The organism is Enterococcus sp. AMC1623, assembly GCF_058216495.1.
On the sequence record NZ_CM177096.1, the window covers coordinates 1404077 to 1423405 of the forward strand.

Here is a 19329-nt window from a genome sequence, read left to right on the forward strand (position 1 = left end):
TTTCACAGTCTACGTCTAATCATACAAAAATGTTTGCAAAAAAGCAATTTATTCTGATAAAAAACATCAAAAATCAAGCAGTAAATTCTAATGAGAGTTTATACTCACCGATTTTATCGCCTGCTGTAAATAAATCGTAATCAATAGACACTTTCCCAGAAGTCGGTTGGTCTTTTAAACTAAAATGAAGATTATTGGTGTATGTACTGAAAAACATCACGCCATATGGAGTTTGATAACTCGTATCTGCTTTTTCTCGATAAACAAATTTTAAACGCAGACGCATTTCGCCAGAACGAATCAATTGAATGGTGCCATCAGGTGAAAGCTTCATTGTAACAGGCACTTCAGATTGATCTTCTTGAACTTCTTTATAACGGATATAAAGCGTATCACCCATCTTGACAACTTGTCCAGATAGTTCAAATAAAAATTCTTGTAATTCATTGTTTTGGGTTACTTCTGTTTTCAAACGAATGGCAACAGGTATTCCTTTAGTTAAATCCACATTCTTCCCTCCTATACTATTCTTTTATATTGTTCACATTTTCAGCATATTTGTCAATAAAACAAACTGTTTGGATGTTTTTCACGTGTTTTCAAATTTTTTTCGTATATAATAAAAGAAAACAATTTATTAAAGAAGGGAAATCTCCATGAAGCAATTATTCGATCAAGCAATATTTACGGAAAACAATGCGTATCTTCCCTTTGCCTTAACAGATGTCTTTACGGAACATGCTAGTGCAACCTCACAAGAAATGATTCATTTTTGGCAATGTGACCAAACATTTATTTTAGGAATGAAAGATACGCGTGTTCCTCATCTACAACAAGGTTTGTCACAGGTTTTTCAAGATAATTATCAATCAGTCGTCAGAAATTCTGGTGGCTTAGGTGTCATTGCAGATAAAGGTGTCTTAAATGTCTCACTGATTTTTCCTAGAGAAGAACATACTACGACTGATAGTGCCTACGAACAAATGATGGACTTAACGCAGCAAGCATTTCCCGAATTAAAGGTAGCTGCTTATGAAATTAGTAATTCTTATTGCCCAGGAACCTTTGACTTGAGTATTGATGGAAAAAAAATTGCTGGCATTGCTCAACGACGAGTCAAAAATGGCGTGGCAGTTATGATGTATCTCAGTGTTAATGGCAATCAACATCAACGTGGCGAAGTTGTCCGTAATTTCTATCAACAAAGCCTAAAAGAAAAATTTGGGACAGATGGCTATCCGGCCGTTGATCCCGCTTGTATGACAACCATTGAAACAGCACTAGGACAACCAATGTCGATTCAGCAAACAAAAGAACGATTCATCCAAACACTAAATATTCAACCTACAGCTATTGATCCGCTGCATTGGGTCAAAGAAGCGTTGCATGCTGAATTACTAGAAAAAAAATTAGCTAGTATGAAACAACGCAATTTACAAATAAAGGAGTTACATGATGGCTATTCCCTATAAATTTCGAAAATTACCTATAGAAAAAGTATTTCGTGATCCTGTCCACCAATATGTCCACGTCCAACATCAAGTAATCTGGGATTTAATTAATGCGAAAGAATTCCAACGTCTCCGTCGCATTAAACAATTAGGGACGACTTCATTTACTTTTCACGGCGCTGAACATAGTCGTTTTTCCCATTCGTTAGGCGTTTATGAGATTACTCGCCGAATTTGTGATGTCTTTAAACGAAATTATTCAATAGATCAACTTATTGATGGTTGGGATGATTCAGAACGTCTAATCGCTTTGTGTGCCGCCTTGCTCCACGATGTGGGTCATGGGCCTTATTCACACACCTTTGAGCATATTTTTCATACGAATCACGAAGCTATTACCGTTGAAATTATCACATCTCCTGATACTGAAATCTATCAAATTTTAAATCGCGTGGAAGACGGTTTTCCTGAAAAAGTTGCTAGCGTTATTATGAAAACTTATCCTAACCCTCAAGTGGTGCAAATGATTTCAAGTCAAATCGATGCTGACCGAATGGATTATTTGTTGCGAGATGCCTATTTTACAGGAACAGAATATGGAACTTTTGATTTAACACGTATTTTGCGCGTCATTCGTCCATACAAAGGTGGTCTTGCTTTTTCAATAAATGGCATGCATGCCGTGGAAGACTACATTGTCAGTCGCTATCAAATGTATGTACAAATCTATTTCCATGCAACATCGCGTGGAATGGAAGTTGTCCTAGAACATCTTCTTCATCGTGCGCATGTCTTATATAAAAAAGATCCTCGATTTTTTGAGAAGACGTCACAGCTTTTGTTACCGTTTTTGGAGGAAAATTTTTCCTTAGAAGATTACCTGCGCTTAGATGATGGCGTCTTGAACACGTACTTCAATCATTGGCTAGATAGTAATGACCCAATCTTAAATGATTTGGCTGTTCGCTTTTTAAATCGGAAACCTTTTAAATCTTGTCGTTTCTATCCAGATACACAAATGCCGTTAATTGATAAAATGAAAGCTATTGTATCTGAAGTCGGCTTTAATGCTAAATATTATACAGGGATTAATTCTGACTTTGATTTACCTTATGATTTTTATCATCCTAAGCATGACAAACATCGTACACAAATTGAATTGCAACAAAAAGATGGGACCTTGGTTGAATTATCAAAAGTTAGCCCACTAGTCAAAGCTTTAGCTGGTCAAGAACAAGGCGACCACCGTTTTTATTTTCCTAAAGAAATGGTTGACCAATCGACCCAAGACAACTATGATTTATTTGGAGAGTCATATCAACAATTCGCTAATCATATTCATAATGGCGAATTGGTTGAATAACAAGGAGGAAAACATGTCAATTAAATTAATTGCTATCGACATCGATGGGACCCTATTGAATAGTCACCATCAATTAACAAATGAGGTGCACACAGCTTTAAAACAAGCAGAAGCGCAAGGCGTTAAAATTGTTTTATGTACCGGACGTCCTTTAACCGGAGTCGAATCTTTATTAGAAGAGTTGGATTTATTTAGCGGGAACGACTATGTTATCACATACAACGGTTCACTTGTTCAACGCACACATGATAAGGAAATCGTTTCAAAATTCGGTTTAAGCCATGATGATTATCTAGAAATCGAATTACTAGCCCGTAAATTAGGTGTTCATTTGCACACTGAAACAGAAGATACCATGTATACTTCTAATCGAGATATTAGTCCGTATACTATTCATGAAGCATCTTTAGTGAATATGCCATTAAAATATCGAACACCAGAAGAAATGACCGAAGAATTGTCAATTATCAAAATGATGATGATTGATGAACCAGCACTCTTAGATGAAATTATCCCACTTATTCCAAAAAGCTTTATGGAAAAATATACCGTGGTTAAAAGCACGCCATTCTTCTTAGAGATTTTAAATAAAGAAGTTCATAAAGGTGCTGCTCTAGAACGTTTAGCTACTCATTTAGGTTTAGATAGTTCAGAAGTTATGGCATTAGGGGACAACGAAAATGACGTTACAATGATTGAATATGCTGGCTTAGGTATTGCAATGGCCAATGCAACTGAAAATGTTAAAAACGTTGCAGATATTATTACTGCCTCAAATGATGAGCATGGTGTTGCCGAAGCGATTAAACAATATATATTAAATAACTAAACAAAAATCCGCAAACCTATAAAAAAAGTTTGCGGGTTTATTTTTATTCTTCTTTCAACCATTCTTGTACTGCCCAACGATGACTGCCACGTTTTAATAACAACATCGCATCTGCTGGTGTTACCCAAGCAAGCTCGTTGGTAGTTTCTGTTGGTTCAGCTACTTTTTCCCATTCATCCACAACATAAAAATAGCCTGGATGTTCATAATAGGTATCGCGATGGCTGGAATAGAAATATTCAAGTGCTTCTCCTAAATAATTCCCTACTTTCACCTCAAAACCAACCTCTTCTAGCATTTCCCGATTAATGGCTTGTAAATGGTTTTCTCCTTGTTCGATTTCACCACCAGGTAAAAAGTAGGCTCCATTTGGCGCTTGAACAATAATAATTTCTTGTTTGTTTTCTCGATGAATCACAACATAGGCACCAAAACGCGGTTTGTAAACCTTATTAATTTCTTTTTTTCCAAAAATCGGCTTTTCCATTTTATCCTCCTTGTAAAACTGTTTTCTTTTGATTGTAACGGATAGTTGACTTGCAGACAAGTTTCAGCGTTAAGGAAAATTTGCAAAAAAATGGGACAGTTTTCTTATCAATAAAAAACTGATATGTTATGATAAACATATTGAAATAAGAAAGGATGATGACATTTATGAAAATGGCACACACATGTGTACGCGTAAAAGATTTAGAAGCATCTTTAGACTTCTATACAAAAGCATTTGGTTTTGAAGAAAGCCGTCGTCGCGATTTCCCAGATGCAAAATTCACATTAGTTTATCTAACATTACCTGGAGATGACTATGAACTAGAATTGACTTACAATTATGATCATCCGGGATATGATCTAGGTGATGGTTATGGCCATATTGCTATTTCATCTGATGATGTGGAAGGCTTACATGCTAAACACAAAGAAGCAGGCTTTAACGTAACTGATTTAAAAGGTTTACCAGGAGTTCCTCCTTCATATTATTTCATCATTGATCCAGATGGATACAAAATTGAAGTTATCCGCGAACGCTAATTCGCACAACTCCTTCTACTGATTAGAAGGAGTTATTTTTTATCAAGGAGGTTTGGCATTTGAAACCAATTATTGGTATTGCTGGTAATGAACGTACGATGACTATGGGCGAAACGTTTTGGTTGTCTTATACCTCACGTAATTTTGTAGAAGGCATTCAAGATGCTGGAGGATTGCCGCTAGTCTTACCTATTGGACAACCTGAAGACGCAAAAAGATATATTCAACGAATTGATAAATTACTTTTAGGAGGCGGACATGATGTCAATCCTAAATTATATGGTCAAGAACCTCATCCTTATTTAGAAGAAATTAATGAAAAACGGGATGCTTTTGAATTAAAATTAATTGATGAAGCAATCAAGCAAGGAAAGCCAATTTTTGGGATTTGTCGAGGCATGCAACTAATAAACGTGGCTTTTGGTGGCAGTTTGCACCAAGATATTTCTTTATTTGATCCCACATCTATTAAACACGTCCAAGAATCTGAAATGACGAAGCAAACGCATCTTGTTCGAATTAAAGCGAATAGTCGCTTGGCAACTTTTTTACCTGAAGATTATTCGGTTAATTCCTATCATCATCAAACTATCAAAAATGTTGCCCCTAATTTTACAGTAATTGCTCAAGCACCAGATGGTATTATCGAAGGAATTGAGGCCAACGATTTACCAATTTTAGCTATTCAATGGCATCCAGAATTAACTCGAAATGCTTTTGCAACTGAACAACAATTATTCACTTATTTTGTTAAAGAATTATAAAAAGACTGTGACATCAGTAAACATTAAAACGAATCCGTCAGACAGTGGGCTGCTAGATTGTAGCACGCCTCACTAGATTGTTTGGATAGTTGTTCAATGTACTGATATCACAGTCTTTTTAATGATACAAAACTTCGAAGGATCCGATTGTTCTAGATCTATTTGTTTCTACAAAAGTTATTAGATATTTTTCCATTATTCCTCTTGTTCTAAATACTTCACTAAATCGTCGCTATGCTCAATAGCGGTCCCATTTTCTCGAGAATCTTCCACCATCGTAATTCCCATAAATTGTTTGTTTTCAGTATCAAAATATAACAAGAAACTATTTTCAATGCCAGTTGTATCTTGTTTTTCTTTGATTTCTGCCGTTCCTGTTTTTGCAGCTAACACAAAATCAGGATTATAAAATTGATGGACATAGCCTTCTTCATCCGAAACGCTGTGCACCAAATCAGCTAAGATGGTTGTTGCAGCTTCTTTGGAAATCACGTTTTCTTTGACCTCCGTCTTTTGATAATCCATTAAGCGTGGATAAGTTAATTGGCCATCATTCATAAAAACACTATACATCGCTGCTTGCTGGATAGGCGAAATGAGTAGTTCTCCTTGACCATACCCTGTATCAGCTAACAGAATATCCGTTGAAAAAGATTTTTCATTAGAAAGAGACGCTGGTTCCATATAGAAAGGCAAATCCAACTCTTCATCAAAAATAAAACGAGACAAGCCTTCTCTGAATTTATCTTCACCCAGCTCTATAGTTTTTTGTGCGAAATAGATATTATCGGAATAAACGAGCGCTTTCTCCAAATTAATTGGCGAAGCTTCTTTGACGCGAGTCACTTCATACGAACCCCAACTTTGATCTTTTTGCCATTTTAATCCTGAAATCGCTAATTCTTCTTCTGGTTTAATAATGCCTTCATCTAGCCCAATTGCTCCCGTAATGACTTTAAATGTGGAACCAGGTGCATAACGGTTCGTAAAACGAGTCATGAACGGTAATTTTTCATCGTTCGCATATGCATCGTATTCTTTTTGAGTCATTCCCAACATCATTTTATTGGGATCGTAAGAAGGTGAGCTAACTGTCGCTAATAAATCACCGGTTTGTGGTTGCATGATTACTGTAGAACCAGGTGCATTGTCTAGATTTTTAAAGGCTGTTTCTTGAACTTTAGCATCTAGAGTCAATTTTAAGGGGTCAGCATTTTTACGTTCTTTTTCTAATAAAACCGCTTTTACTTCGCCTTCTTCCGTCAAAATTTCAATTTGTCCACCTGATTCGCCACGTAGTTGTTTATCAAAAGTTGCTTCTAGACCAGCTTTTCCAATCACAGCTGTTTCATCTAAAGTTGCGTCTTTTTTGATATCTTCTTGCGTGACTTGGCTCACATAACCAATTAAATGAGCCGCGGCCTCTTTTAACGGATAATAACGCTTATTGACGTGACCAATGACCGCTCCTTCTGGCAAATCTTTTAACGGATTACTTTCTTCATTGCCATATAAAATTTTCACAGGGACAAATACATCTCCCGTTGCCCATTCTGGCGATAAACGTTCTTTTAATTGATCGACGGAAACTGAAAATGCTTCACTAATTGCCTGCAAACGTTGTTCTTTTTCTTCTCCGTCTCCTAGCTTACTAGGGTTTAAACCTAATTGTTGATAGTCACGATTCGTTGCTAACTTTTCACCATTGCGATCCACAATTTCTCCTCGTTCTGCAGGATCCTCTTGGATATTAATTTTATCTTTTCCTTCCATTTGTGGGAAAATCAGACTAGGTGCCCAATCGATGACAGGTTGATTATCCACAAATTCTACCGTTGTTTGGTATGCAACATCTTCTAACTTACCTAATAAAGTATCAAAAGACACTGTATAAGAGATCGTATATTCTTCTTTATTTTTTTTAATTTTCACATCAGAAACTTTGGCGTTATCCGTATGTAATGCAGAAAAAATAAGTTGATATTTATCGAGTACTTCTTCTTTTGTGTAGCCACTGTTTTTAATAGAAGTTGAATTGAAACTCTCGACCATTTTTTCATAAGAACCCTTTTCTAACGCTTCAACGTAGTTATCGGCTAGTTGTTTAACTTCTCGTTCTTTTGTTCCTTGGAAATACCAATAAGTCCCTCCACCAAGTGCGCCAATGGCAACAATGGTCCCGACAATCATTGCTATTTTCTTTGATGTCATTCGTTTTCCCCACTTTCTTTTCCATTAATTATGTCATATCAAAAATTGAAAAGCAAAAAACTTAAGAAAATTTAGAGAGGAACTATCTGTGAAATAAATACAAACAACTGAACTATAGTGAGTGACATTCATTCTATTGAATCATAGAACACTCGTTTATAGTTCAGTTAGTTACGGTTAGATAGACTTACTACGCTTTTTTTAAATGTAAAATGGGAAACGGACGTCCTTGCTCATCCATGTCTGAGCGTTGCATTATATCAAACCCCATATGTTGATAAAAGCCAAGTGCTTCTGGGTTTTGTTCATTCACATCCACCCAATGAATCACGTAGTTCTCTAAAGCTGCTTCTATTAATTTTTTACCATAACCTTTACCACGATAGTCATTATCAATAAATAACATTTCGATTTTTTCATTTTGAATTCCTAAAAAACCAACAAGTTGTTGTTCTTCATACACGCCAAGCAACGTATCAATTGCTAGCAATCCTTGTTTCACTTCGGGCACTAATTCTTTAATATCAGCTTCTGTCAAAAATAAATGTGTCGCTCGGACTGCCGATTCCCAAACAGCAACTAAACACGTAAGTTGCGCTTCACGCTTACTAATTAAATGAATATTCATTTTAAACTCCCTTCAAAGAAATCTACAATTAATTGATACACTAGTTTATTTTCGATTTCATTGAGAACTTCATGTTTCATTTGTGGTAAATCGATAATATCAATATTACGATAACCGATTTGTCTTAATGTATTTTCTGTATCAAGTAAACCTTGTTCACCACCTGTAATATCCCAATCTTCCGCACCAGTAATACTTAAAATTGGTAATTCTGGATGCTGACAGGCAAATTTAACTTGTTTTTTTAGTTCACGGTTTGTTTGCCAAATAGTCGCTACCCCTCGATTGTCATATCCTGGAATCATCCAAGGATCATTCATCGCTTTTTCTACATGCTCCTCATTAGAGGTTAACCAGGTTTTGTCGTCTGAGCCAAAATCAGATAATTTCTTCAAAATCCATGAAAAACTATGCTCGCCAGCTACTTTATTAGCTATTTCAGCAATTACACATGCTAATTTTACATTTTTTTCGTATTGTACGGTTCCAGTTAATAGTAATTTATCAATTTCGGCATCATGTTCTTGTAAATAGACGCGAGCTACCATTGAACCAAACGAATGACCATATAAATAGACTGGTTTATTTGCAAATCGCTGTTTAATAAATGTTGTAATATTGGCTTGGTCCTCAACCATCCGATCTGTACTAGGCATATATCCTAAAACAAACTGCTCGTTAATTGATTGACCATGGCCACGGTTGTCACTGATGACTACGGCATACCCATTTTCTGCTAAATGATGGGCAAAATCTAAATAACGTTTCCGATGCTCCAAAATACCATGAATTATTTGAACAACAGCTTTTACTGGACGATAAGCTGGGCGCACGACACTTAATGCTAATGGTAGACCATCTGATGCGACCAAAAAAATATCTTCTGTCGTCGTTTTAAGTAGTCCTTGTTCATCAAACGGGAGCTCCTCTTCAATAGCAATGGTTTCTGGTCGATTGCGGAATAACGCATAAAATCCAATACCAGCACCAATTAGACTCCCATAAAGTAAGGCTTTTTTCACAATACATTCCTCCTAGTTTTCTCATTAGCTTTATTGTACCGAAAAAACGAAATTTAGACGAACAAAAAAGAGGCTGTGATTCAAGCCTCTTTCCTAATAAACTATCCGAACTATAAAAGTTCGGGTAGTTCCATCTTGTTTTTATCGCTTCTTTTTCAATTAATTTTGACTTTTCATTAAACGGAATGATTGTTTCAATGTCGCTAGAATACCGTTATCATTATAAACTAATACATTTGATTTATACATTTTGGCACAACCAAGTGTTAACGCAATCGTTGCAACGATTAAAATTGCTACCGAAATTAACGCACTGCCAATACCAACTGTCTCATTTGCCAAGCGAATTGGCATAATGTAAGACGATAAGAACGGAATGTATGAGGTCACACGAATCACAATATTATTAGGATCCATTGCGCCCAACATGATTCCAAGCATATAACCACCTAATGATAGATACGTAACTGGTAAAATAACTTTCGAGGTATCTTCTGCTTTATTGACTAATGAGCCACATAGAGCTGCTAAAACAGCATAAATGAAAATACCTAATAAAACAAAAATTAATGTAAAGATTAAAAAGTTGCCTAAAATAGCTTGCAATGAAATGTTGGCTAAGAATGTTTTTACCACTTCCATATCTTTTACCCAATTATAACTAATGGCAAAAGCTACTGCATAAACCACCATTTGTGTTAAGGCAACTAATAAAATTCCAAATAATTTACCATAAAAATGTGTTTGTGCGCGTGTACTTGATAAGATTACCTCCATGATACGAGTGCCTTTTTCAGAAGCAATCTCTTGAGCAATAATTCCCGCATAGGTCATGATAAAAACAAATAAAAGAATCGTCCCACCAAAACTAATAATGTATTGGACGGCACTATTGTCTTCCCCAATCATCATTTTACCATTGTCGTCAAAGTTTACTTTTTGCTTCGTAAATTCGGCTGGTTGATTAAGACTTGCTACTTGTTCAGTGGTTAAACCTAATTGTTGTGCGCGAGCAGAGCCTTGAATACTAGATAAAATTTGTTGTAAGGTTAATTCAGTTGCTTGTCCTAAACTGGATTCACTGAACAACTCTCCCTTAACCGTAGTATCTGTTGCATGTAATACAAGAAAGGCATCGATTTTTTCTTCACTCATTTGTTTTTCCGCATCTGCTTGGGAATCTAAAACCACAAACTTATACGCCTCGTTTGCTGTTTGAGCCATCGCTTCAGCTAACTCTTGTTGATCAGAAACTATCGCAATTTTATCAACATCGCTTGCACGACTAGCAAATTGCCCACCTGCATAAGCCAATCCGCCAATAATAAATGGTACCAGTAACATAATAAAAAATGAGACTGATTTTACATTCTTTTTGTAAACATCGCTTGCAATCACCCAAAATTTATTCATTGATGTCACCTGCTTTCAATTTAAAGATTTCTTCTAGCGTCGGTGGTTGTTGATTAAACATTGGAATATAACCATCTGCGGTTGCTAGATTGAATAATTCTTTACCAGCTTCAGGGTTGCTTAAAGTAATCTCCAACGAGCCATCTTCACGTGTTTTAACTTGTTGAATATCCTTCATTTGTTCAATAGACTCTTTGTTTAGACTAGATTCCAAAAAAACTTTGGTTCGTCCAAATGATTCACGTATTTCATGAACTTTCCCGTTTAAAACCATCGCACCATTACGTAACATAATCAAATGATCACATATTTTTTCCACATTATCCATATTATGACTTGAAAAAATAACGCATGAGCCCTTTGATTTTAATTCGATAATACCGTCTTTTAAAAGTTCCGCATTTACTGGATCCAAGCCACTAAACGGTTCATCTAAAATGACTAATTTAGGTTCATGAATTAAGGTAGAAATCAATTGCACTTTTTGCTGATTCCCTTTCGACAAAGATTTAATTTTATCCGTCTTTTTTCCCTTTACTTGAAATTTATCCATCCATTCATCAATTTTAGGTTCAATTTCTTTTTTAGTTTTTCCTCTTAATTTAGCAAAATAAATTAATTGATCTTGAATCGAAACTTTCGGATATAATCCGCGTTCTTCTGGTAAATAACCAATTACATTGTAATCTTTGGCACTTAATGGTTGCCCATTCCATAAGACTTCCCCACGATCTGCTCGTAAAAAGTCTAAAATCAAACGAAAAGTCGTCGTTTTTCCCGCGCCATTTTGTCCGATTAATCCCATAATTTCGCCATCTTGAATTTGAAACGACAAATCATCGACTGCCTTGTATTCGCCAAATTTTTTGACTAAATGCTTTGCTTCTAACATATTAACTCCTCCTCTAGTTCTCTCAGAAAAAATACCCAAAAATAAAACCGATTAATCCACCAAGAATCGCACCTAATAATAAGTTAAATAATGTATCTAACCAAAAACGCTGCTTCTTAGCAAATTCTTCAGGATTGCTAAAAAATTCTGAACGATCTTTATATCGCCAACGCATTACACGTCCTCCGATAAAATAAATAAGTGGAAAGAAAAATAATCCTATTCCAGCTCCGATAAAAAGACCGCTAAAAAAATTCTTTTCTACAAGTTGGTAAGATAACAAAATAGTTACTAACGCTAAGATAATAAACCCTACGATAGTTGTTTTAAATGAATTTTTAAACAGCCATTTTTGCTCTACTTCTAGACGTTCTGCATAACTTGCTTTGTCCGAAAAAATATTAGGCGTGTCTGGGTCAGCCATAAAATAGAAATATCTTTTGTGATAATTGCTTAAATAGGTCCAACCACTGGCTTCATACATTTCTAAATACTCATCTATTTCTTCTTGTGTTTGATTTCCTGTATAAAAATCAATCGCAAATTGTTTCTCTTGAATGGGTGCTTTTTCAAAAACCAAAAATCCTAATTGGTTCATTTTGACAAATTGCCATCCTTTACGTGCTTGCTTAGCCAGCCTTAACATTTCTTTTTCAGCATAAAAGCTAACACCTAAGCTATATAAATATTTCTGCTTCAACGTCAATCCCCTCCCAACACTAATCAAATTGTTCCAACATTTTTGCACCTGCTTGATAAAATATTTTTCGTCGTTGGACTTCTTTTTTTAACACATCAATTCCTTTTGGTGTGATATGATAAATCTTTTTACGATCCGAGCTTTCTTCTAATCGAATCCATTCACTTTTTACTAGTTTTTTTAAGATGGTATACATACTTGCAGGTCCAATCTCAACTTTTCCTTCTGTTAAAACAGTTATTTCCTTCATAATGGCATAACCATGTTGCGGTTTTAATAAAGCTAATAAAATTAAATAGGTGGAATCTGTTAATGTTTCATCCATCTTAATCACCTCACCTATATCATCATCCGATATATCACTTAATGATATATTAGCAAGTGATATATTTTTTGTCAATTGACAACTAACATGAGGAAAAATACCAAAAAAGCTAGCAATCTTTCAAAAGATTGCTAGCTTTGGTTTATAATTCGACGACTTGTCCGATATTTTTTTCTGCTGCAGTGTCTAAAATTTGTTTTGTCACTGCTAAGTCTTGTAAAGCAATTCCTGTTGAATCAAAAACTGTAATTTCTTCGGCTGATTGCCGCCCAGCTACTTGTCCTAACAATAAATGCCCAATTTCGGTTAGTTGTTCAGGTTGCACTTTGCCACTTTGAATAGGTATTTCTAATTCCCCAACCGTCATCGATTGATTCAAGTCATCGACAAAAATCCGAGCTGATTCTATAATAGCCGTTTCAATTTCTTGCTTGCCACCCATGTCAGCTCCCATACAGCTAATGTGGGTCCCTGGTTGAAGCCATTCTTTTTTGATAAAAGGCTCTTTAGCAGGTGTCGCAGTCACAATAATCTCACTGATTGGCACAGCCTCTTTTAATGGCAACGTCACAATCTCAATTGTTTGAATATGCTCAATTATTTCAGGTAGCTCGTCAATCAAGGGACTCGACTCAACTAAATTCAACAGCTGCTTGCGACAAGTTGTCGCAAAATTTTCTGCTGAATCTGAATCACGTGGACTACTTATAATCACTTTTTGAATTCGAGGGACTGCAATCATATGACTAAGAATTTCAAACAATGCCAAGTGTCCTGTGCCAGCCATTAACAAAGTCGTTGCGTCTTCTCTGGCTAACCATTTACTACCAATGGCCCCCGCAGCACCTGTACGGACACCTGTAATATATCCTGCATCCACTAAGCCAATCGGTTGTCCTGTTTCGCTATCAAATAGCATTGTGGTTCCGTATAAAGCAGGTAGATTTTTCTTCGGATTTTCACCATACCAAGAAACTAATTTCAAGCCGTAAATGGCTAATTCTTTCATGTAACCCGATTTGATATCCATGTCAGCGACACCTGGTTCAAATTCATAAAAAATCATCGGCCATAGAGTGCTGTTTTCCAAAGCTTTACTACGATATACTTTTTCAACTGTCGCAATAGTTTGTTTTGGTGACAACACTTGTTGCACCATTTGTTGACTTAATACACGAATTTTACTCACAATAATTCTCCTTTATTTATCTAATTTTGCAAGAAAATCAGATAAACGTTCCAAACCAGCAATCATACGCTCTTCTGGTTCTCTGGCATAACCCATACGAAAACATTTTTCTAAATCAAAAACAAAACCGGGCATTAATAAAACACTTTGCTCTTCAATCACTCGACGGCAAAACTCTTCAGAATTCAGTGAACTTTCGTATGAAGGCAATGCCACCGTACCACCTTTAAATGGTGTACATGATAATTTAGGCTCACTATCAATCCATTTTGTAAACATTTCAGCACGCGCAGTTGTAATCGCCATATTTCGTTGATGTACCACATCTTTATGTTTTAACGCTAGTGCCGCAATGTATTCATCAATTCCACCATTACTAATCATCGTGTAATCACGATGAATGTGAACAGCTTCCATAAATGACTGATCTTGAGAAGCAATCCAACCTAAACGCAAACCAGCTAAGGCAAAGGCTTTCGACATGCTTCCCAAACTTATTCCTTTTTCGTATAAATCAGCCACTGATGCCGAAAAACCAACATTGTGAGTTAGCCCACGATAGGCTTCATCACAAATCAGATACGCATCATGCTGACGGGCAATGGTTACCATTTGTTGTAAATGTTCGTCACTCACCACATCGCCTGTAGGATTATTAGGATTATTAAACACAATTGCTTTGGTCTGATCAGTCGTTAATGCAGCTAATTTATCCAAATCGATGGTATATCCTGTCGGGGTCGCTTCTAAAAACAGATAATCCACTTTTGCACCAATTGATTCGGGAACAGAATAGATTTGTTGGTACGCAGGTAAAATTGCTACTACATGATCACCAGGTTCAATCACCGTCACCATCGTCAAATGCGAAGCTCCCACTCCACCATGTGTTGAGATAACTTGCTCTTGAGAGATAGTATCATAAAGTTGTGCAATTCCAGCACGATAATCGGGATGACCTTCAATAACACCATAATTTAATTTACGTGAGAAAATATCTTCTTTTACTTTTTGTTCATCTTCACCAGTTAGTTGAATTAATTCTTGTAACGAAAATGGCATAATCGACGTACTTGTTAAATTATAATCCACTTCCGTTTCATAAATGTTTAACCAGCGTTCAACGCCAAATGGTTTAATATACATGTTTTATTACTTCCAATCTTTAATTAATGTAATACTTTACTCAAGAAATCAATGGTTCTTGGATGAGATGGTTGATCGAATAATGCTTCTGGTGTTCCTTCTTCAACAATTTTCCCACCATCCATAAATAATACGCGGTCGCCCACTTCTTTGGCAAATCCCATTTCATGCGTCACAATTACCATTGTCATTCCAGCTTTAGCTAAATCTTTCATAACATTTAATACTTCGCCAACCATTTCAGGGTCTAAGGCAGAAGTAGGTTCATCAAACAACATCACATCTGGATCCATTGCAAGTGCTCGAGCAATCGCAATCCGTTGTTTTTGTCCACCAGATAATGAATTAGGATACGCATCAGCTTTTTCAGCTAGACCCACTTGGTTCAATAAACGCATCCCATTTTCTTTTGCTTGGTCAGGTGTTCGCAAGCCAACTTTTACCGGTGCTAAACAAATATTTTCCATTACTGTTTTATGCGGAAATAAATTGAAGGATTGGAAAACCATTCCTAATTTTTCGCGAATTTTAAAAATATCAATTTTTGGATCAGTTAATTCTTGATTTTCAAAAATAATCGACCCTTTTGTCGGCACTTCTAATAAATTTAAACAACGTAAAAATGTACTCTTTCCTGAACCAGAAGGACCGATGACTACTACGACTTCTCCTTTTTGGATGGTTGTATCAATTCCATTTAATACTTGGTTATCACCAAATGCTTTATGCAAATCAACTACTTTAATCAACTCTGTCATTTCTTTCATCTCCTTCTAAATTTTTGATGAACGGGCTAGTCTTTTTTCAAATCGTGAGACTAACCAAGAAACACTCCATGTAATAATGAAGTAAATAACGGCTGCAATCAATAATGCTTCCATTGTACGATAAGTTGCTGCTTTAACGGTATCGGCAACAAACATTAATTCGGATACGGCAATTACTGATAGAAGTGAAGTCTCTTTAATCATCGATACAAATTCATTTCCTAAAGCGGGTAGAATGTTACGGATTGCTTGCGGCAAAATGATTTCTTTCATTGTTGTTCGGCGATCTAAGCCAAGTGAATAGCCGGCTTCCATTTGTCCACTATCCACTGCATTGATTCCTGAACGAATAATCTCAGCAACATACGCACTTGAATTAATGGATAATGCAATACAACCAGGAATCAATCGAGCAATATTAATATCCCAAATATGAATCGCTGGGATTTTCAGTAACGTAGATAGACCAAAATAAAAGATAAAGACTTGTAGCAAGGCTGGTGTGCCTCGTAGGACTTGAATATAAAAATAAGCAATACTACTGATAATCTTATTCGTTGATAGACGTAATAATGCCACCAATATTCCTAATAATGTTCCTGCAATCACACAGACAAAAGCTACACCTATTGTGGTCAACGCACCTTTTAAGAAAAGTGGGCCATAAATTTGCAAGGTACTCCGTGAATCGATATCGCCTGCTTTGGCTTCTTCAATATTTTTTTCGAGAAGTTCTTCAATCAAGCCTTCTTCTTGCATATCAGCAATAATTCGATTGACTTCCGTAATCAATGTTTGACTTTCTTTTGGAAAAGCAATTGATTGTGCTGTTTTTTCTTCTGGTACCTCAATTTCAATATCAGCAATCACAAGATTCGGATAAATATCCAAATAATTTCGTGCAGCTAAGTAACCCACAACGCCCGCATCAACCGTTCCAGCATTGATTTCGGCAATTACTTCAGGCAACTTCCCTAAAGAAACTGGATGTGCATGACCAATGTAGTCATGTAAAATTGTTTCTTGTGTTGAACCTTTTTGAGCCGCTACTTCTTTGCCTGTTAGTGAGTCAAGTGACGTAAACTGCTCTTCCTTATCTTTAGTTGTCAAAATAACAAAAGGCAAATTATGATAACTATCTGAAAAACTAATAACTTCTTTTCGTTCAGGTGTCGGATTAAATCCAGCTAAGGCCATATCAAATTCACCCGCTTGAACACTTGGTACCAATCCATCAAATTTCATATTGGTAATTTCTAATTCTACACCTAATTCTTCAGCAATTTTCTTAGCAATATCAATATCAAATCCAACAATCTCTTCTTTCCCATTGTTCATACGAATGTATTCTTTGGGTGGATTATCTGCTGATGTTCCTACTATTAATGTCCCACGATCTAAGACTTTTTGTAATGAATCATCTGTCTGTGCAAAAACATCTACACTCCATAACATAGGTAGAAAAACCACTAACATACCTATTAAACCAATTACCTTTTTTCTCATAGGTAAACCTCCTAATTAATGAATATTTTTATAATTATTCATTTTCCTTCCTCGTATTATAGTTCATTTTCAACAACTTTTTCAAGGAAATGTTTTAATTTTCTGAATTTTTGCCAAGAAAAAAAAAGCCAGCTTCAAAAGCTAGCTTTCTTCTTGATGTAATTCATGATAGACATTTTGAGCAACTTTTTCTGGTAATCCATGTGCTTGTAGCTCTTCTATTGTTGCTTCTTGAATTTTTTTCAGAGATTTAAATTCTTTTAATAACATTTTCTTTCGTTTAGGTCCTAAGCCCTCAATTCCGTCTAAACGAGATGAAAAACTATTTTTGCTACGTAGTTGGCGATGGAAAGTAATTGCAAACCGATGCACTTCATCTTGAATCCGCTGAAGTAAAAAGAATTCCGCTGAATTACGTTCTAAAGGCACCACTGCTAATTCGGAACCAAATAACATTTCACTCGTTTTGTGTTTATCATTCTTGGCTAAACCAGCAATTGGAATATCTAAACCTAATTGATTTTCTAACACATCTCTCGCAACATCTACTTGTCCTTTGCCACCATCAATGATAATCAAATCGGGGAATGGCAGATTTTCTTTTAAAACACGAGCATATCGGCGATAAATCACTTCACGCATGGACGCATAATCATCGGGACCTTTGACCGTTTTAATTTTATATTTACGATATTCATTTTTAGCAGGTTTCCCATCAATAAAAACAACCATTGCCGAAACCGGATCCGTTCCCATAATATTTGAGTTATCAAATGCTTCAATCCGTGTTGGCGTCGGAATGCCCATGACATTGCCCAATTTCTCAACAGCACCAATCGTTCGTTCTTCCTTGCGTTGGATTAAATCAAATTTCTCAGATAAAGCAACCTTGGCATTTTTGCTCGCTAATTCGACGAGTTTCTTCTTTTCGCCACGTTTGGGCTGTAAAATTTTTGTTTCCAGTAGTGCTTGCACACTTTCTTGATCAATGTCATCCGGAATCAAGACTTCTTTGGGAATAATATGTTCATTTTCTTGGTAAAATTGACCAATATACGTTAGAAAATCTTCGCTTGCTTCATTATAAAAAGGAAAAATAGACACATCGCGTTCAATTAACTTTCCTTGGCGTACAAAAAATACCTGTACACACATCCAGCCTTTATCTACTGAATAACCAAACACATCTCGGTCCATCAAATCTGTTTGAGTCATTTTTTGGCGAGTCATAACAGTTTCAATCGCTCGAATTTGATCACGATATTCCGCAGCTTTTTCAAATTCCATATTCATTGCAGCATCATTCATTTTAGCTTCTAAATCAGCTTGAATCTGACTATGGCCGCCACTTAAAAACTGCTTGATTTCTTTTACCATCTCTGTGTAAGTTTCTTTAGGTACATCAAAGACACACGGTGCCAAACATTGTCCCATATGATAATATAAGCAAACTTCTTTCGGCAATACTTTACATTTGCGTAAGGGAAATAACCGATCTAATAATTTTTTCGTTTCATTTGCCGCACGCACATCAGGATACGGGCCAAAATAAAGTGCTTTATCTTTTAAAACTTTACGAGTAATTAACAGTCGTGGATAAGCTTCGTTCGTAATTTTAATAAACGGATACGTTTTATCATCTTTTAACATGATATTGTATTTAGGATCATTTTTCTTAATTAGATTAATCTCCAACAACAATGCTTCAATGTTAGATTCCGTTACAATATATTCAAAATCTTCAATTTCACTGACTAAACGCTCCGTCTTGGTATCATGACTTCCGGTAAAATAAGAACGGACACGATTTTTTAAAATTTTCGCTTTTCCGACATAAATAATCGTGCCATTTTTATCTTTCATCAAATAACATCCAGGTTGATCAGGTAATAAGGCTAATTTATTTTTAATTTGCTCATTCATGCAAACGACATCCTCCGTTCTTTCTGTATTATTATAGCACATCGGAACATCCGTTCGTAGTGTTTTAGTTTTATGTAAATTTGTTTAATGCTTGCTGTGATAAAGTAAAATAATAGCTATTCTCGCTCTCCTTCCAGTCGGCGAATCATAGTGATTCCTTACGGGTAACTA

19 protein-coding genes are annotated in these 19329 nt (G+C 35.9%); 5 read left to right on the forward strand and 14 right to left on the reverse strand.

Features of this window, described 5'->3' with window-relative positions; translation table 11 throughout:
* Positions 1-73: 73 nt before the first annotated feature.
* Complete coding sequence (locus tag AC4BC7_RS06950) at positions 74-508, reverse strand: DUF1934 family protein (protein ID WP_207941151.1); 435 nt, start codon at positions 506-508, stop codon at positions 74-76.
* 148 nt (positions 509-656) lie between these two features.
* Here AC4BC7_RS06950 and AC4BC7_RS06955 point away from each other — a divergent pair, with 148 nt between their 5' ends.
* Genes AC4BC7_RS06955 through yidA form a run of 3 tightly spaced genes read left to right on the forward strand, consistent with a single transcriptional unit; the run spans position 657 to position 3643 of the window.
* Positions 657-1472: a lipoate--protein ligase family protein gene (locus AC4BC7_RS06955; RefSeq protein ID WP_207941152.1), complete on the forward strand. Its 816-nt coding sequence runs from the start codon at positions 657-659 to the stop codon at positions 1470-1472.
* Positions 1456-2814 carry an HD domain-containing protein gene (locus tag AC4BC7_RS06960; RefSeq protein ID WP_490504221.1) on the forward strand — a complete coding sequence of 453 codons (1359 nt, stop codon included), beginning with the start codon at positions 1456-1458 and terminating at the stop codon, positions 2812-2814. Before AC4BC7_RS06955 ends, AC4BC7_RS06960 begins: the two co-directional genes overlap by 17 nt.
* Positions 2815-2827: 13 nt before the next feature.
* A complete protein-coding gene (yidA, locus tag AC4BC7_RS06965; protein WP_207941155.1) occupies positions 2828-3643 on the forward strand; it encodes a sugar-phosphatase in 816 nt (271 codons plus the stop codon).
* Between the two features lie 43 nt (positions 3644-3686).
* Here the strand turns inward: yidA and AC4BC7_RS06970 are convergent, their stop codons facing one another.
* The gene (locus AC4BC7_RS06970) at positions 3687-4130 is read right to left on the reverse strand and encodes an NUDIX hydrolase (protein WP_207941157.1); all 444 of its coding nucleotides are present in this window, start codon (positions 4128-4130) and stop codon (positions 3687-3689) included.
* Positions 4131-4297: 167 nt separating this feature from the next.
* Here AC4BC7_RS06970 and gloA point away from each other — a divergent pair, with 167 nt between their 5' ends.
* Both gloA and AC4BC7_RS06980 read left to right on the forward strand, forming a co-directional pair.
* Positions 4298-4672, forward strand: coding sequence for a lactoylglutathione lyase (gloA, locus tag AC4BC7_RS06975; protein ID WP_207941158.1), 375 nt, complete (start codon positions 4298-4300; stop codon positions 4670-4672).
* A 59-nt stretch (positions 4673-4731) separates the two neighbouring features.
* Positions 4732-5436, forward strand: a complete 705-nt coding sequence (locus AC4BC7_RS06980; RefSeq protein ID WP_490504223.1) for a gamma-glutamyl-gamma-aminobutyrate hydrolase family protein — start codon at positions 4732-4734, stop codon at positions 5434-5436.
* A gap of 195 nt (positions 5437-5631) precedes the next feature.
* On the opposite strand, the gene pbp4 is transcribed toward AC4BC7_RS06980, so the two are convergent.
* The 12 genes from pbp4 to uvrC all read right to left on the reverse strand — a co-directional run bounded on the left by pbp4 (position 5632) and on the right by uvrC (position 19158).
* The gene (gene pbp4 / locus AC4BC7_RS06985) at positions 5632-7647 is read right to left on the reverse strand and encodes a penicillin-binding protein PBP4(5) (RefSeq protein ID WP_490504224.1); all 2016 of its coding nucleotides are present in this window, start codon (positions 7645-7647) and stop codon (positions 5632-5634) included.
* Positions 7648-7837: 190 nt separating this feature from the next.
* Complete coding sequence (locus tag AC4BC7_RS06990) at positions 7838-8275, reverse strand: GNAT family N-acetyltransferase (protein ID WP_207941164.1); 438 nt, start codon at positions 8273-8275, stop codon at positions 7838-7840.
* Complete coding sequence (locus AC4BC7_RS06995; RefSeq protein ID WP_490504225.1) at positions 8272-9297, reverse strand: alpha/beta fold hydrolase; 1026 nt, start codon at positions 9295-9297, stop codon at positions 8272-8274. The genes AC4BC7_RS06990 and AC4BC7_RS06995 overlap by 4 nt, the downstream gene beginning before the upstream one ends.
* A gap of 159 nt (positions 9298-9456) precedes the next feature.
* Complete coding sequence (locus AC4BC7_RS07000; RefSeq protein ID WP_207941168.1) at positions 9457-10710, reverse strand: ABC transporter permease; 1254 nt, start codon at positions 10708-10710, stop codon at positions 9457-9459.
* Positions 10703-11602, reverse strand: a complete 900-nt coding sequence (locus tag AC4BC7_RS07005) for an ABC transporter ATP-binding protein (RefSeq protein ID WP_207941170.1) — start codon at positions 11600-11602, stop codon at positions 10703-10705. Before AC4BC7_RS07005 ends, AC4BC7_RS07000 begins: the two co-directional genes overlap by 8 nt.
* A gap of 22 nt (positions 11603-11624) precedes the next feature.
* Positions 11625-12302, reverse strand: a complete 678-nt coding sequence (locus tag AC4BC7_RS07010; protein ID WP_490504226.1) for a DUF2812 domain-containing protein — start codon at positions 12300-12302, stop codon at positions 11625-11627.
* A 19-nt stretch (positions 12303-12321) separates the two neighbouring features.
* Complete coding sequence (locus tag AC4BC7_RS07015; protein ID WP_207941173.1) at positions 12322-12627, reverse strand: PadR family transcriptional regulator; 306 nt, start codon at positions 12625-12627, stop codon at positions 12322-12324.
* A gap of 142 nt (positions 12628-12769) precedes the next feature.
* On the reverse strand, positions 12770-13816 hold the full coding sequence (locus AC4BC7_RS07020) for an ornithine cyclodeaminase family protein (RefSeq protein WP_490504227.1): 1047 nt from the start codon (positions 13814-13816) through the stop codon (positions 12770-12772).
* A gap of 12 nt (positions 13817-13828) precedes the next feature.
* A complete protein-coding gene (locus AC4BC7_RS07025) occupies positions 13829-14962 on the reverse strand; it encodes an aminotransferase class I/II-fold pyridoxal phosphate-dependent enzyme (RefSeq protein WP_490504228.1) in 1134 nt (377 codons plus the stop codon).
* A gap of 23 nt (positions 14963-14985) precedes the next feature.
* Complete coding sequence (locus tag AC4BC7_RS07030) at positions 14986-15720, reverse strand: amino acid ABC transporter ATP-binding protein (protein ID WP_490504229.1); 735 nt, start codon at positions 15718-15720, stop codon at positions 14986-14988.
* A gap of 15 nt (positions 15721-15735) precedes the next feature.
* Entirely contained in the window at positions 15736-17235 is a 1500-nt protein-coding gene (locus AC4BC7_RS07035; protein ID WP_490504230.1) for an ABC transporter substrate-binding protein/permease, read from the reverse strand.
* 141 nt (positions 17236-17376) lie between these two features.
* Positions 17377-19158 carry an excinuclease ABC subunit UvrC gene (gene uvrC, locus AC4BC7_RS07040; RefSeq protein ID WP_490504231.1) on the reverse strand — a complete coding sequence of 594 codons (1782 nt, stop codon included), beginning with the start codon at positions 19156-19158 and terminating at the stop codon, positions 17377-17379.
* Positions 19159-19329 lie beyond the last annotated feature (171 nt).